The sequence below is a fragment of the Streptomyces sp. NPDC093591 genome (assembly GCF_044764885.1).
Lineage (GTDB): Bacteria > Actinomycetota > Actinomycetes > Streptomycetales > Streptomycetaceae > Streptomyces.
Genome location: NZ_JBIWIY010000010.1, coordinates 104495 through 118990, shown reverse-complemented (window position 1 = coordinate 118990; position 14496 = coordinate 104495). Strand labels below are relative to the sequence as shown.

Annotated in this window: 12 protein-coding genes; 9 read left to right on the top strand and 3 right to left on the bottom strand. The window is 73.3% G+C overall.

The genetic code is table 11. From position 1 onward, the window contains the following. Positions 1-8 precede the first annotated feature (8 nt). Positions 9-893 (bottom strand): MurR/RpiR family transcriptional regulator, encoded by an 885-nt coding sequence (locus tag ACIREI_RS22270; RefSeq protein WP_403335386.1) that lies wholly within the window; start codon positions 891-893, stop codon positions 9-11. Positions 894-1071: 178 nt separating this feature from the next. Here ACIREI_RS22270 and ACIREI_RS22265 point away from each other — a divergent pair, with 178 nt between their 5' ends. Together ACIREI_RS22265 and ACIREI_RS22260 are read left to right on the top strand one after the other, a co-directional pair. Beyond that, positions 1072-1836, top strand: coding sequence for a sugar isomerase domain-containing protein (locus ACIREI_RS22265; RefSeq protein WP_403335383.1), 765 nt, complete (start codon positions 1072-1074; stop codon positions 1834-1836). A 118-nt stretch (positions 1837-1954) separates the two neighbouring features. Further along, positions 1955-2536 (top strand): hypothetical protein, encoded by a 582-nt coding sequence (locus ACIREI_RS22260; RefSeq protein ID WP_403335380.1) that lies wholly within the window; start codon positions 1955-1957, stop codon positions 2534-2536. Between the two features lie 57 nt (positions 2537-2593). Here the strand turns inward: ACIREI_RS22260 and ACIREI_RS22255 are convergent, their stop codons facing one another. Next, positions 2594-3343 carry a DUF4142 domain-containing protein gene (locus tag ACIREI_RS22255; RefSeq protein WP_403335377.1) on the bottom strand — a complete coding sequence of 250 codons (750 nt, stop codon included), beginning with the start codon at positions 3341-3343 and terminating at the stop codon, positions 2594-2596. A 276-nt stretch (positions 3344-3619) separates the two neighbouring features. Here ACIREI_RS22255 and ACIREI_RS22250 point away from each other — a divergent pair, with 276 nt between their 5' ends. Beyond that, positions 3620-6601: a SpoIIE family protein phosphatase gene (locus ACIREI_RS22250; RefSeq protein WP_403335375.1), complete on the top strand. Its 2982-nt coding sequence runs from the start codon at positions 3620-3622 to the stop codon at positions 6599-6601. Here ACIREI_RS22250 and ACIREI_RS22245 read toward each other — a convergent pair. Then, positions 6573-8081 (bottom strand): alpha/beta hydrolase, encoded by a 1509-nt coding sequence (locus tag ACIREI_RS22245; protein ID WP_403335372.1) that lies wholly within the window; start codon positions 8079-8081, stop codon positions 6573-6575. The two genes, ACIREI_RS22250 and ACIREI_RS22245, sit on opposite strands and share 29 nt — an antisense overlap. Before the next feature lie 148 nt (positions 8082-8229). Between ACIREI_RS22245 and ACIREI_RS22240 the strand changes: the two genes are divergently transcribed. The 6 genes from ACIREI_RS22240 to ACIREI_RS22215 are packed head-to-tail and all read left to right on the top strand — an operon-like array spanning position 8230 to position 14472. After that, positions 8230-9486, top strand: coding sequence for an ATP-grasp domain-containing protein (locus tag ACIREI_RS22240; RefSeq protein WP_403335369.1), 1257 nt, complete (start codon positions 8230-8232; stop codon positions 9484-9486). Beyond that, complete coding sequence (locus tag ACIREI_RS22235) at positions 9483-10334, top strand: Rossmann-like domain-containing protein (RefSeq protein WP_403335367.1); 852 nt, start codon at positions 9483-9485, stop codon at positions 10332-10334. The genes ACIREI_RS22240 and ACIREI_RS22235 overlap by 4 nt, the downstream gene beginning before the upstream one ends. Continuing rightward, entirely contained in the window at positions 10331-11407 is a 1077-nt protein-coding gene (locus tag ACIREI_RS22230; protein ID WP_403335364.1) for a PLP-dependent cysteine synthase family protein, read from the top strand. Before ACIREI_RS22235 ends, ACIREI_RS22230 begins: the two co-directional genes overlap by 4 nt. Further along, positions 11404-12465, top strand: a complete 1062-nt coding sequence (locus tag ACIREI_RS22225) for a dipeptide epimerase (RefSeq protein ID WP_403335361.1) — start codon at positions 11404-11406, stop codon at positions 12463-12465. Before ACIREI_RS22230 ends, ACIREI_RS22225 begins: the two co-directional genes overlap by 4 nt. Beyond that, the gene (locus ACIREI_RS22220) at positions 12449-13675 is read left to right on the top strand and encodes an MFS transporter (protein ID WP_403335359.1); all 1227 of its coding nucleotides are present in this window, start codon (positions 12449-12451) and stop codon (positions 13673-13675) included. The genes ACIREI_RS22225 and ACIREI_RS22220 overlap by 17 nt, the downstream gene beginning before the upstream one ends. Further along, positions 13672-14472, top strand: coding sequence for a class I SAM-dependent DNA methyltransferase (locus ACIREI_RS22215; protein WP_403335357.1), 801 nt, complete (start codon positions 13672-13674; stop codon positions 14470-14472). The genes ACIREI_RS22220 and ACIREI_RS22215 overlap by 4 nt, the downstream gene beginning before the upstream one ends. The last annotated feature ends 24 nt before the right edge of the window (positions 14473-14496 follow it).

Here is a 14496-nt window from a genome sequence, read left to right as displayed (position 1 = left end):
GGACGGGCTCAGCGCGCCCGGCGCGACTTCACCGCGTGCTGCGGGGTGATGTGGTCGGTCAACGCCAGCGAGGCGCTCGCGCGCTGGTAGGTGAGCTGGGCGACCCGGACGTACAGGCAGTCGACGAGCATCAGGACGGAGTGGCGGCTGCTGATGCTCTCGGCGCGGAAGCTGGTCTCCGAGGACGACGAGATGAGCCGGATGTCGGCGGCCCTGGAGAGCGGCGAGCGCGGGTCGGTGGTGAGGGCGACGGTGGTGGCGCCGCGCTCCTTGGCCATCTCGAACGGTTCGAGGGTCTCGCGGGTCGCCCCGGAGTGGGAGATGCCGATCGCCACGTCCGCCGGGGTGAGCAGGGCCGCGGAGGTGGCCGCCGCGTGCACCTCGGTCCAGCCGCGGACCGAGCAGCCGATGCGGAACAGCCGTGTCTCCGTCTCCTGCGTCACGGCGCCGCTGCCGCCGACGCCGTAGACGTCGATGCGCCGGGCGCGGGCCAGGGCCTGGGCCGCGCGTTCGAGCGCGTCGAGGTCGATCCGGTCGATGGTCTGCTGGATGGCCCGCAGGTCCGCGGTGCCGACGACCTGCACCACCCGTTCCAGGCTGTCGTCGGGGGAGATGTCGGGCCCGATCTCGGCGGTGCCCCAGTCAGAGACCTCGCCGCGGCCGCGCTCCTGGGCCAGCTCGATCAGCAGATGCTGGTAGGAGTCGAGGCCGATGGCCCGGCAGAAGCGGGTCACCGTCGCCTGGGAGGTGCCGGTGCGGCGGCCCAGCTCGGCGGCCGAGCAGTGGGTGACGGCGGCCGGATCCTCCAGGATCAGCTCGCCGACCTTCCGCAGGGAGCCGGCCAGCCGGGGCAGCTCGGTGCGGATCAGTGTGGTGACGTCCGTCGGGGGCATGGGGAGAAGGTACCAGCCACCGTTTGCTCCGCAGGTTGAATACCAGGACCGAGGGCGGGGATGGGGCGCCTCCGGCTCCTTGCCTGTGCGCTCATTGCTCCCGCCGTCCGGTGTGTGATTTATTGATTCACCGATAGAGTCGTATGGGGTGGTTCAATCCACCCGTGGGGAGTGACGCGTGTCCGACGAGTCCCTGAGCGCCCGGCGCTTCGCACGCGAGAGCATGGCCGTCCTCGACCGCATCGCCGATTCCGCCCGCGACGACGTGGTGCGTGCCGCCCGGCTGATCGCCGACTGCGTGCGCGCGGACGGCGTGATCCAGGCCTTCGGCACCGGCCACTCGCAGGCCGTCGTCCTCGAACTCGCCGGACGCGCGGGCGGGCTGGTGCCGACGAACCGGCTGAGCATCGCCGACCTCGTCCTGTACGGCGGTGACTCGCCGAGCGTCCTCGACGACCCGCTTCTGGAACGTCGGGCCGGGGTGGCGGACCGGATCTACGACCTTGCCGCACCGCACCCCCAGGACCTCTTCGTCGTGATCTCCAACTCCGGCGTCAACAACGTCATCGTGGAGATGGCCCTGCGGGCCAAGGAGCGCGGCCACCGCGTCCTCGCCCTCACCTCCCTCACCCACACCCGCGCCGTCCCCGCCGGCCACCCCAGCGGCAGGAAGCTCGCCGACCTCGCCGACGTCGTCCTCGACAACGCGGCCCCGCGCGGCGACGCGCTGCTGGAGCTCCCGGGCGGCGGCGCGGTGTGCGCCCTGTCCACGCTGACCGGCGTGATGCTCGTCCAGATGGCCGTGGCCGAGGCCTCCTCCCAGCTCCTGGCCGCCGGGGAGCGCCCGCCGGTGTACGTCTCGGCCAACGTGCCGGGCGGCTTCGAGGGCAACCTGGAGCTGGAGAGGCGGTACGCCGGACGGATCCGGCGCACCGCGAGCTGAGCCGCCGGGCACGGGTGCGGGGCGCGGCTCGAGCCGGCGACATCGACACGAGACGTACGCGGCCGCCGCGGAGGGCGCACACTGGAAGAGTGCTGTCGGTGCTCAAGGGGGTGTCGGCATGGCTGCGTCGGAGTGCACGAGGGTGCGGCTGTGGCGGTGGCGGCGCAGTCCGCTGCGGCGGCGCAGTGACGTCATCGAGGCCTGGGTCGTGCTGTGCGGATGGGTGCTCGCGCTGGTCGGGGCCCTGTTCGTGGGACTGGCGGCGGCGGACGCGGTCGTGCAGTCGGCGCAGGCGCACCGGGACGAGAGCCGTAGGGTGACGGCCGTACTCGTGAAGGACGCCGAGGATCCGGCGCCCTCGCGGGTCACCACCGACCATCTGGTGTGGGCCACCGTCCGCTGGTCCGAACCGGACGGCTCGACCCGCACGGACGAGGCACGAGTACCGCCGAAGGCACAGGCGGGCAGCAAGGTCGAGGTGTGGACCGACCGCAACGGCGCCATCGCCAACGAGCCGCTGTCCGAGAGCGAGCTGGTCCTGCACTCGATCGCCGGAGGCGTCCTGGCCGGAGCGGGCACCGCCGGCCTCGTGCTGGGGTCCACCTGGGTGGTACGGCTGCTGCTGGAGCGGCGACGGCTGGCGGAGTGGGCCGCGGAGTGGGAGCGGATGGACACGCCGTGGGGGTGGAAGACGGGCTGATCCCGCGTCGCACGTCGGGTCACAGCGCCCCGGAGGGCCTCCGGGGCGCTGCTGCCGTCACTTGACGTCCGCGCTCGGCAGTGCCGACGGCGACGCGGTGTTCAGGTCCTCGAGCCCCTTGGGGATGGCGAGCGTGAGGACCGGGGCGCCCGGCTGGGGCGCCGGCGGGGTGAGCTGGTCCTTGGGGAGCTTCGGCGGGGTGGTCTGCTGGAAGTTGTTCGCGTCGAAGTTCACCATGCCGGTCTTCTCCAGGACCGTCATGTGGTCGAGCACGGTGTCGTTGGCCAGGTCGGCCAGCTGACGGACCATGGTGTTCTGCGTGGTGCCCCGGATCTTCGCGATGACCGGGAAGATCTGCCCGTGGGTCACCCGCATGATGGCGACACCGGTGGCGTCGAACTCCTTGCCCGTCTTGGAGTCCACGGTCGCCACGAACTGCTGCTGCTGCGGGCTGGCCTGGTTGGGCAGCGTGATGTTCAGCTCGGACGCGATCTTGCGACAGGCGAGGTCGAGCCGGGCGTGTCCGACGACCAGGTGCTCGCCGGCCTCCTTCATCTCCGGGGTCGTGCCCCGCTCCATGGCCATCAAGCCCAGGGGGTGCTCCCACAGGCCTGCCGCGCGGACCTTGACCACGAAGTCGCGGTCGGCCTCGGTCAGCGGCCCATACTGCGTGTTGGCGATGACGCGGTCCTGACTGGCGGACGTGGTCTCCACGCCCAGCATGGCGGGGTAGGCGAGGGCGGAGAGGGTCAGAACGAGGGCGCCTCCCACGAAGACGGTTCCTACCATGCGGCGCGAGATGGGCATCGTGCCTAGCCTCCTGAGGTGAGCTGCTCGGTCCCCAGGAGGTACGTAGGGCGAGCGAGAAACAATCACCGCCGCAGGCAAAAAATTGGGGCCCGCTGTGCGTCGTGCGTCACATTCGGGGTGGCGGCGCGGCTGGTGCCCACGCGGCGGAGTCGCCACTCAAGAGATCCGTTGTGATGCACGTCACAAAAGGACTAGGGTGATTACGCCTGGAGAAGCCGACGGGGCCGCGGGTCGAGCGGCGGCGCGTGGCCGGGCCGGCTTCGGGTGAGGGAAGTGATCCCTTTGTCCGTCGCCTGGGACGACATCGGCGGACTCGTCGATGCCCACGAACGTTTCCTCGCCGGCTCACTGGTCGAGTCGGACGTCCGGGACTCCGTGCTCGATTCCTGGAAGCGCTGCCGCTCCGTCGGGCTCGAGCCGCACCGGCTGCTGGTCCGCTACACCGCGGACGTGGCGCTGGACGACCGCTTGCTGCGCGCCGCCGACCCGGTTCTCAAGGGCCTGGCCGCCTCGCTCGTCGACGTGGGGATGACCATCGCCGTGTGCGACGGGCAGGGCCGGATGGTCCAGCGGCTCGGCGGTGGCCGGCAGCTGTGCGAGCGTCTCGACGAGGTGCAGTTCGCGCCCGGGTTCGACGCCTCCGAGGCGGCCGTGGGCACCAACGGCGTCGGCACCGCCCTCGCCGAGCGCGGCCCGGTCTATGTCGCCGGCCGGGAGCACTTCGCCGACTGCCTGCAGCCCTTCGCCTGTGCGGGCGCGCCCGTCCGGGACCCGCTCAGCGGGCGCATCGAGGCCGTCCTCGACCTCACCTGCCTGCGCGACCAGGGCGACCCGGCCATGGTGCGTCTGGTCCGCGACGCCGCCCGGGACATCGAGGGCCGGCTGCTGGAACAGGCCTCCCAGCGCGAACGCGCCCTCCTCGCCGCGTACCGGCGCGCCGACGGCCACGCCCGTGGCTGGCCGAGGCAGCCCGAGGAACTGAGGTACGGCGACGCCGCCGATGCTCTCGGCCGGATCGACTTGGCGGTGCTGCGGGAGAGGGCCGAGGAACTCATCGCCTCACCGCAGCGCACCTTCGCCGAGGTCACCCTGCCCAGCGGCCGCACCGCCACCCTGTTGCGCCGGCAGGTCCAGGGAGCGGCGGGGGAGACCGGCGTCGCCGTCGAGGCCCGCGTCCTCGACGGCCCGCGGCTGCGTCACGTCCGCGCGGCGCCGTCGGTCGCGCAGGCGCCGGCCGCGTCGGCCGTACAGACCACGCTCGGACCGGCAGCCCAGGCCGTCCAGGCGTTCCACGCAGTGCCGGTCGCGCCGGTCGCACCGCCCACGTCCGACGGGCCCGCCCCCTCCCGGCCCCAGAACGGGCCGGAGTCCACCAAGGTGCTGCCGGGGTCGGCCTCCGCACCGCCCGCCACGACGCGCACCGTCCTCCCTCTCCCCGCCGGACAGCCTCCGCGCGCCCCCACGGTCGTACCCACGCCGCAACCGCCCACCCCGCCCGGACCGGACGGCGAGAGCGACGGCGGCGGCGCCGAAGGGTGGCTGCTTCTCGTCGGGGAGCCCGGCGTCGGCCGGCTGGCCGTGCTGGCGCGGCGGCGGCTGGAGCTGTTGCACGACGCGAGCGTGCGGATCGGCACCACCCTGGATGTCACCCGCACCGCGGAGGAACTCGCCGAGGTGACCGTCCCCCGGTTCGCCGACTTCGTCGCCGTGGACCTTCCGGACTCCGTGCTGCGCGGCGAGGAACCGGAAGCCCTCGGCGGCGCCACCGCGCTGCGCCGGGTGGCCATCCGCGCCGTACGCAAGGATCCCCACAACCTCTACGACGTCGGCGACCTGGTCGAGTACGTCCCGTCCACGCCGCAGGCCCGCTCCCTGGAGACCCGGCAGTCCGTGCTCGAACCCGTCCTGGCGGAGGCGGGCGGCTGGATCGCGCAGGACCCGGCACGGCTGGCACGGGTGCTGGCGGCGGGCATCCACTCGCTGATCACCGTGCCGCTGCGGGCGCGGGGCACGACCCTCGGCGTGGTCAGCTTCTACCGCTCCGTGCGGCCCGCCCCCTTCGAGGACGACGACCTGTCCCTGGCCCAGGAACTGTCCGGGCGCGCCGCGATCTGCATCGACAACGCCCGCCGCTACACCCGCGAGCACAACACCGCCCTCACGCTGCAGCGCAGCCTGCTGCCCCGGGGGCGTTCCGAGCAGAGCGCCGTCGAGGTCGCCTACCGCTACCTGCCCGCGCAGGCCGGTGTGGGCGGCGACTGGTTCGACGTCATCCCGCTGTCCGGCGCCCGCGTCGCCCTGGTCGTCGGCGACGTCGTCGGCCACGGTCTGCACGCCGCCGCCACGATGGGCCGCCTGCGCACGGCGGTGCACAACTTCTGCGCCCTCGACATGCCGCCCGACGACCTCCTCACCCACCTCGACGACCTGGTCGGCCGGCTCGACCGCGGCGAGGGCTGGGCGGCGGAGAACACCCCCGACTCCGGCATCGTCGGCGCCACCTGTCTCTACGCCGTCTACGACCCGGTGTCCCGGCGCTGTACCCTCACCCGCGCCGGGCACCCCCTGCCCGCGGTCGTCGCCCCGGACGGCACGGTCGAGTTCGTCGACCTGCCCTCCTGCCCTCCCCTGGGTCTCGGCGGCATGCCCTTCGAGACGGTCGAACTGGAGCTGGCCGAGGGCAGCCAACTCGTGCTCTACACGGACGGTCTCGTCGAGGACCGGCATCGTGACATCGACGCCGGCCTGGACAAGCTGCGCACCGTCCTGGCCGACGTCGGCCGCCCGCCGGAGGAGACCTGCGAGGCCGTGCTCGACGCCCTGCTGCCGGCCCGCCCCGGCGACGACGTCGCCCTGCTCATCGCCCGCACCCACACGCTGGGCGCCGACCGGGTGGCCCAGTGGGAGCTGCCCAGCGACCCGGCGGTCGTCTCCCGCGCGCGTGTCGCGGTCACCGGCCAGCTCGCCGCCTGGGGCCTGGACGACCTGGCCTTCACGACCGAACTGATCGCCAGCGAACTGGTCACCAACGCCATCCGCCACGCGCACGGCTCCGTCCAGCTCCGCCTGCTCCGCGATCGCGCCCTGATCTGCGAGGTCTCCGACGGCAGCAGCACCTCACCGCGGCTGCGCCGGGCCCGCAGCACGGACGAGGGCGGGCGCGGCCTGTTCCTCGTCGCCCAGCTCACCGAGCGCTGGGGGACGCGGTACACCCCCAACGGCAAGATCATTTGGACGGAGCAGCCGTTGCCGTGACCGGCAGTCCCGGCCCTGAGCAGCGCACATCGGCCGCGGGTACCGTCCCGTCGACGAGATAGGCGGCGACCGTCCCGTCCACGCACGCGTTGCCCCGGCTGGCGAACACGCCGTGCGAGTAGTCGTCGTCGAGGGTGATCAGGCGGGAGCCGGGCAGTACCTCCCGCAGCCTGCGGGCGCCTTCGATCGGGGTCACCGGGTCGTGCGCGGAGGCGACCAGCAGCACGGGCGGAGCGGCCGGGCTGCCGAGCGGTGTTCGGTGGTCCGGGCGGTGCCGCCAGTACGCGCAGGCCGACGCCTCCAGTCCGGTCAGCACCGGCTGCGGGTCGAGCCGGCGTATGCGCCGTATGTCCGCCACGACCTCCCGGGGCGTCGGTCCCGGGCCGTCCGCGCACTTCACGATCCGGTTGGCCGCCTCGTAGTTGCGCGATTCCGGGCTGTCGAAGGCGGACGTGGGGCGCAGGCCGTCCGGGCTGCCGTCGGTCAGATAGACGCGCAGCCCGTCGGCCAGGCCCGCCCAGCGCTCGGTGCGGCCCAGGGCGCGGTAGACGGCGCGGTCGAACTCCGCCGGGCCGAAGCCGTTCACCGGGCGGGCGGCGAGTCCGCCGCGTACGCGCAGATACGACCGCCGTACGGCGTCCGCGCCGGCGCCCAGCCCGAAGCGCTCGGGGTGCTCGGCGGTCCAGGCGAAGAAGGTGTCACGGGCGCGCAGCATCGCCCGGCTCTGGATCACGTCGAAGTCGTGCCAGTCCCAGGGCCCGACCACGCTGTCCAGGACCATGCGGCCGACCCGGTGCGGAAAGCGCGCGGCGTAGGCGGCGCCCAGGTAACTGCCGTACGAGACACCGAGGAAGCTCGTGCGCGGCTCGCCCAGCGCGGCGCGGATCGCGTCCATGTCGTAGGCCGTCTGCTCGGTGGACAGATACGGCAGCACTCCCGTGTCCGTGCCCGCCGCGCAGTCGTCGGCCAGGTGTCGTTGTGACGCGAGGTAGGTCCGCTCGGCGCGCGGGGTCGTCGGCACCGGGTCGGCTCCCGGAGCGGCGAACAGGCCGCCCATCGCACCGCAGTCCACCGGCGTGCTGTGGCCCACGCCGCGCGGGTCGAAGCCGATGACGTCGTACGAACGCCGCACGCTCGCGGGGAGTTTGGCGCGCTTGGTCACCGCGTAGGGGAGCCCGGAGCCGCCCGGCCCGCCCGGGTTCACCAGCAGGATGCCGCGCCGCTCGGCCGGGGTGCCGGAGGCGGGGACGCGGGAGACGGCGATCTCGATGCGCGGGCCGGACGGCCGTGTCCGGTCGAGCGGGACAGTGAGGCGCCCGCACTCCACGCGGTCCGGCGCGGGCGGCCCCGGTACGGAGTCCGGGCAGGCGCCGAAGGTGAGTGAGGCCGACGCCCGGGCGGGGGCGGCGGCCGTGGGGAGCAGGCCGGCCGCGGCCACGAGGGCGCACAGCAGGGCGGTGGGGCGGGGCGGGAAGGACAAGAGGTCGCTCCTGGGCGGATGGGTAAGAACGGGGTGGTAAATGAAAATGATTATCGCTAACGTGTGCGCATCAAGTCCGGCACCCCTCCGACCGAGGGGCGCGCCGGGCTGCCTTGACGTCTGAACTCACGGCACGAAAAGGGGAGTTGTGGCTCATCTGCTGGTGGTAGAGAGCTGGGTCGGGTCGATGAGCAGGCTGCTGCCACGGGCGATCCGGGAGGGCGGACACGAGTTCACCTTCCTCACCCGGGACCTGCATCACTACCTGCGCTCGGCGCCCGAGGGCACGGCGCACCCGCTGCTCGGCGCCCGCAACGTGATCACGACCGACACCAATGACATCGACGCCCTGCTGCCCGAGGTGGAGCGGCTGCACTCGGTGCTGGGCTTCGACGGGGTGGTCACCTCCTGCGACTACTACCTGCCGACCGTGGCACGGATCGCCGGCCACCTCGGTCTGCCCGGCCCCGGCCCCGAGGCGGTGGAGAACGCCTGCCGCAAGGACACCACCCGCCGCGTCCTGGCCGACGCGGGCCTGCCCGGACCGCGCTTCGCCGTCCACGAGGAGTGGGCCGACCTCGCGCGGGCCGCGAAGGAGATCGGCTACCCCCTGGTCGTCAAGCCGGTCGACCTGTGCGCGGGCATGTATGTGCGGCGCGTCGACGACGAGACCCAACTCGCCGACTCCTTCCGGGCGCTGGCCGACTTCCCGGTCAACGCCCGCGGGCAGCGGCGCACCTCCGCCGTGCTCCTGGAGGAGCTTCTCGACGGCCCCGAAGTGAGCGTCGAGACCGTGTCGCACGGGGGCGTGGTGCACCTGATCGGCGTCACCGACAAGAGCATCGGCGGAGCGCCCGCCTTCATCGAGACCGGCCACATGTTCCCGGCCGCCCTGCCGCTCGCCGACATCGACGCCGCCGAGCAGACCACGCTCGGCGCGCTCAAGGCGCTCGGCCTGACGGACGGCGTCGTGGCGCACACCGAGATCAAGCTGACCGCCGCCGGGCCGCGCGTCGTCGAGGTCAACCCCCGCCCCGCGGGCAACCGCATCACCGAGCTCGTCCGCCATGTCACCGGCATCGACCTCGCCGCCGCCTTCGTGGACGTCGCCCTCGGCCGCGAGCCCGACCTCAGGCGCACGGACACCGGGCTGCGCAGCGCCGCCATCGGCTTCCTCGTGCCGGACCGCGCGGGCCGGCTCGAAGCGCTCGACGCCGGACAACTGGCCGACGAGCCAGGCGTGTTGGAGGTCCAGCTCGCCGAGCCCGGCAAGGCCGTGAAGGCGGCGGGCAGCAACAACGAGTACCTGGGCCACGTCATGGCGGGCGACGCGGAGGGCCTCGGCGCCCGTGACCGCGTGGCGGACCTGCTGACCGGACTGCGCGCGGGGTTGGTGATCCGGTGACCACCGTCAGCGCCACCGTCTCCCCGACGGCCCCGTGCCGGACGTACGACGAACTGCTCGCCCGCGTCCGCGCCGGCGCCCTCGGTCCCGACCCGCGCACCCAGCGCATCGCCGTCGCCTTCACCACCCGGCAGGCCGTACGGCACGACGGGCGCGGCACCGGTTACCGCAACGAGGTCCTCAGCCTGCGCCTCGCCGAGGCCGTCGGCTCCTGCGCGGTCGAGCCCGGCGAACTGCCCGACAGCGCCCTCGACGACTGCGTGGGCGCCGACGTGGCACGGCTGCTGGAGCATCCGCTGCCGGCGGTGCGGGTGGCCGCCCTCGACGCCTACCTGATGCACGTCACCCCGCACACGCCGGACCACGGGGCACTGCCCGTCGCCCTGCCCGCCGGGTCGTCGCTGGAGAAGTCCAAGGCCAGGGCGAGGGCGGTGGTCGAGCTGCTGGACCTTCCGGCCGGGGGCACCGTGCTGGTCGTCGGTGTCGTCAACTCCCTGCTGGAGGCGCTGCGTTCACGCGGGCTCGGCTATCTGCCGTGCGACCTCAAGGGTGGCGTGACCGAGTGGGACGAGCCGGTCGCCACCGACGCGCTCACCGCCGCCCGGCGCTGCGACGCCCTGCTGGTGTCCGGGATGACCCTGGGCAACGGCACCTTCGAGCCGTTGCGCGAGCACGCGCTGCGGCACGGCAAGCGGCTGGTGATGTTCGCGCAGACCGGCAGCGCGGTCCTGCCCCGTTTCCTCGGGCACGGAGTGAGCGCGGTGTGCGCGGAGCCGTACCCCTTCTTCTGGCTCGACGGCGGGCCCGGCGTCGTGCACCGGTACCGCTGTCCCGGGGGTGCGCGATGACCGCCACCGCCGTACTTCCCACCGCGCGCCCGGAGTTGCTCGCCCTGCTCGGCCGTACGCCGGTCGTCCGTGTCACCACCGACCTGCCCCACGCCCACCCCGGTTTCTGGGCCAAGCTCGAAGGCCTCGCGGCGGGCGGCATGAAGGCGCGGGCCGCCGTGTCGATGCTGCTCGGTGCGCGCGAGCGCGGTGAACTGCGGCCCGGCGCCCCGGTGGTGGAGTCCACCTCCGGCACGCTCGGCATCGGACTCGCCTTCGCCGGGCAGGCGCTCGGTCACCCCGTCGTGCTGGTCGGCGACAGCGAACTGGAGCCGTCCATGCGCCAGTTGCTGCGCGCGCACGGCGTCCGGCTGGAGCTCGTCGACCGCCCGGCGCCCCAGGGCGGCTGGCAGGCGGCCCGCCTCGGCCGACTGCGCGAGCTGCTCGCCGAACTGCCCGGCGCCTACTGGCCCGACCAGTACAACAACCCCGACAACACGGTCGGCTACGCCTCCCTCGCCGCCGAACTCGGCGCCCAGCTCGACCACTTGGACATCCTGGTGTGCAGCGTCGGCACCGGCGGGCACAGCGCCGGCGTCATCGCCCCGCTGCGCCGGCACTGGCCCGCGCTGAAGCTCATCGGCGTCGACGCCACCGGCTCCACCATCTTCGGCCAGCCCGCCCGGCCCCGCCTGATGCGCGGCCTCGGCAGCAGCATCCACCCGCGCAACGTCGCCTACGACGCCTTCGACGAGGTCCACTGGATCGGCCCCGCCGAGGCCGTGGACAGCTGCCGACGGCTCGCCCGGGGCAGCTTCGTCAGCGGCGGCTGGAGCACGGGCGCCGTCGGGCGGGTCGCCGCCTGGGCGGCCTGCGTGCACCCGGGGGCGGTCGTCGCCACCGTGTTCCCCGACGGGCCGCACCGCTACCTCGGCACCGTCTACGACGACGACTTCCTCGCCGCCCACGGCCTCGACCTGGCCGCCGCGGCCACCCGGCCCGTGGAGATACCGCATCCGTATGCCGCCGAGGCGAGCGGGTGGGCGCGGTGCGCCCGGGTCGCCGATCCGCTCTCTTCCGGAAGGACACGATGAAGGTCCGCCTGCGCACCGTACGTCTCGAACTCGCCGAGCCGCTGCGCATCTCCCGCTCCACCATGACCGCCCGCGACGCCGTGTGGCTGGCCGTCGAGCACGACGGAGTGACCGGATACGGCGAGGCCGTCAGCAGCGTGTACTACGGGCTGGACGCCGACACGCTCGTACGGCTGATCTCGGCGGTCGCCCTGGAACGGTTCGCCGATCCCGAGAGCGCCCTGGAGGCCCTGTCCTCGCAGGCCCTTTCCTCGGATGCCGTTCCGTCCGTTCCGCCCGCCGTCACCGCCGCCGTCGAGTCCGCGCTGCTGGACCTCGTCGGCAAGCGGGACGGTGTGCCCGTCCACCGGCTCCTGGGCACCGATACGCCGTTCGGTGTCGCCACCGCACGCACCATCGGCATCACCTCGCTCCCGCATGCGGCCGCCGAGGCCCGCCGCCTGGCTGCCCACGGCTTCCAGGTCATCAAGGTGAAGGCGGGCACCCCCGACCCCGAGGACGACATCGAGCGCACCCGGGTCATCCGTGACGCGGCCCCTCGCGTGCGGCTGCTGCTGGACTCGAACGGCGCCTGGAGTGCGGCACAGGCCGAGCGGCTGCTGCCCCGGTTCGCCGCGCTCGGGGTCGAGGCCGTCGAACAGCCGCTGCCGCCCGGCGACCCGGACGCGCTGGGCGCCCTCGCCGAGAAGTCACCGCTGCCGGTCATCGCCGACGAGGACGCGGTGAGCGTGGACGACGTACGGCGGCTGGCCGGGCGCGTCCACGGCGTCAACGTCAAGCTCGCCAAGTGCGGGGGAGTCCGAGCGGCCCTGCGGATCGCGGAGTCGATCGAGGGCAGCGGGACGGAGCTGATGCTCGGCTGCCTCACCGCCAGCAGCCTCGGCCTGGCACCCGCCGTCCATCTGGCCGACCGCGCCCGCTGGGCCGACCTGGACGGACATCTGCTCCTCGCGCACGACCCGTGGACGGGGATCGGCGGCGCCGACGGCACCGTACGCCCAAGTGACCGGCCCGGACTGGGAGTCGAGGAGGTGACGGCGCATGAAGACGTGGCGTGAGATGCGCCGATTCCCGCTCGCCGTGCAACTTCTCCTCGTCAACCAGCTCGGCGTCAACACCGGCTTCTACCTCCTCATCCCGTACCTCGCCACCCACCTCGGCGAGAACCTCGGCATGTCGGCGGCGGTCGTCGGGATCGTCCTCGGCGTGCGGAACCTGAGCCAGCAGGGACTGTTCATCATCGGCGGCTCCGCGTCCGACCGGCTCGGGGCGCGCGGCGTCATCATCGCCGGGTGCGCCCTGCGGACCGTCGGGTTCGCCCTGTTCGCGCTCGGCGACGGGCTGGCGGTGCTGCTCGCCGCCTCCGTGCTCAGCGGGCTCGCGGGGGCGCTGTTCAACCCGGCCGTGCGGGCGTATCTCGCGCAGGAGTCGGGGGAGCGGAAGGCGGAGGCGTTCGCGCTGTTCAACGTGTTCGCCACCACCGGCGCGCTCATCGGGCCGCTGCTGGGCAGCGCCCTGCTCCTCGTCGACTTCCGTACCTCCGCGCTCACCGCCGCCGGGATCTTCGCGGTGCTCACCGTGGCGCAGGCCCTCGTCCTGCCCGCGCGGAAGGTCGAGCCCAGCGGCAACAGCGGTGTCCTCGCGGACTGGCGGGAGGTGCTCGGCAACAAGGCCTTCCTCGCCTTCGCGCTCGCCATGGTCGGCATGTTCACCCTGGAGAACCAGCTCTACCTGCTGCTGCCCGACGGGGCCCGCGAGGCCACCGGCTGGGACGGCGCGGCGGGGATCGTCTTCCTCGTCGGTACGGTGGCCAACCTGGCGCTTCAGCTGAGAATCACGCGAAGCCTCAAGTCCCGTGGTGACAGGGCACGTTGGATCGCCCTCGGCCTCGCGGTGATGGGGCTGGCCTTCCTGCCGCCCGCCCTGAGCGCGGGTGTGGTGCCCGTCCTGGCGGGCACGCTGCTGCTCTACCTCGGCATCATGATCGCCTCGCCGTTCGTGATGGAGCTGATCCCGCGCTTCGGCCGGCCCGAGCTGACCGGCACGTACTTCGGGATCTTCTACGTCGTCTCGGGCGTCGCCGCCGCCCTCGGCAACACGGCGGTCGGCTGGTCCATGGACGCCGGGGAGCACGGCGGGCACGCCTGGCTGCCGTGGGTGTGCTGCGCCCTGTTCGGGCTGGCGTCGGCGGGCGGGGTCGCGTGGCTGCGTCGCCGCGGTGCGCTGCCGGCCCAGGTGGAGCCGGTGCGCGAGAGGAGCAACGCATGACGGACGCCAACCTCCTCACCGACAACCCCGCCCTCTACGAGGCCCGCTTCCCCGACCCCGACCGGCTCGCCGGACGCTGGGCCGAGGACTGCCTGCGCCGCCACGGCGCCGGTCCGCGGGTCCTCGACATGGGCTGCGGCACCGGCCGCGACGCCGCCCACCTGCACTCCGCCGGCCGTACGGTGACGGGCGCCGACCTCTCCGAGGCGATGCTGGCGCACGCCCGCGCCCACCACCCCGGCCCGGCGTACGTCCGGGCCGACCTGCACGGCTTCGATCCGCGAGAGCTGGGCGGGACCCCCTTCGACGCGGTCGTCTGCCTCGACAGCTCCGTGCTGTACTGCCACACCAACGACCAGCTCGACGGCTTCCTCGCCTCCTGCCGCCACGCCCTCACGCCGGGCGGCCTGCTGGTCGCGGAGATGCGCAACGGGGCGTACTTCCTGGGCCGTACGGACCTCCTCGACACCCCGTCCGTCAACACCTTCACCTGGCAGGGCGCCGCCTACCGGTCCACCACCACCCTGACCGTCGACCGCACCGCCCAACTCCTGCGCCGTACCCGCGTATGGACGTCCGACGACGGCTCGGCGCCCGTCGAACAGCGCTCCGCCTGGCGGCTGCTGTTCCCGCGGGAGCTACGGCACTTCCTCGCCGTCCACGGCTTCGAGGTGCTCGAACTGCACGACGGCCCCGGCCCGCGCACCGAACCCGTCTGGTGCGAGGGCGACCTGCCCGGCCACACGGCCGACGCGGACCGGCTGCACGTCGTCGCGCGCCGCACCTCTTCCCACTGACACACCGAGATCTCAAGGGACAGT

Coding starts and splice junctions, on each gene's coding strand:
- ACIREI_RS22230 (WP_403335364.1), top strand. CDS start 10,331: ATGACCGCCACCGCCGTACTTCCCACCGCGCGCCCGGAGTTGCTCGCC.
- ACIREI_RS22220 (WP_403335359.1), top strand. CDS start 12,449: ATGAAGACGTGGCGTGAGATGCGCCGATTCCCGCTCGCCGTGCAACTT.
- ACIREI_RS22215 (WP_403335357.1), top strand. CDS start 13,672: ATGACGGACGCCAACCTCCTCACCGACAACCCCGCCCTCTACGAGGCC.
- ACIREI_RS22225 (WP_403335361.1), top strand. CDS start 11,404: ATGAAGGTCCGCCTGCGCACCGTACGTCTCGAACTCGCCGAGCCGCTG.
- ACIREI_RS22260 (WP_403335380.1), top strand. CDS start 1,955: ATGGCTGCGTCGGAGTGCACGAGGGTGCGGCTGTGGCGGTGGCGGCGC.
- ACIREI_RS22270 (WP_403335386.1), bottom strand. CDS start 893: ATGCCCCCGACGGACGTCACCACACTGATCCGCACCGAGCTGCCCCGG.
- ACIREI_RS22255 (WP_403335377.1), bottom strand. CDS start 3,343: ATGCCCATCTCGCGCCGCATGGTAGGAACCGTCTTCGTGGGAGGCGCC.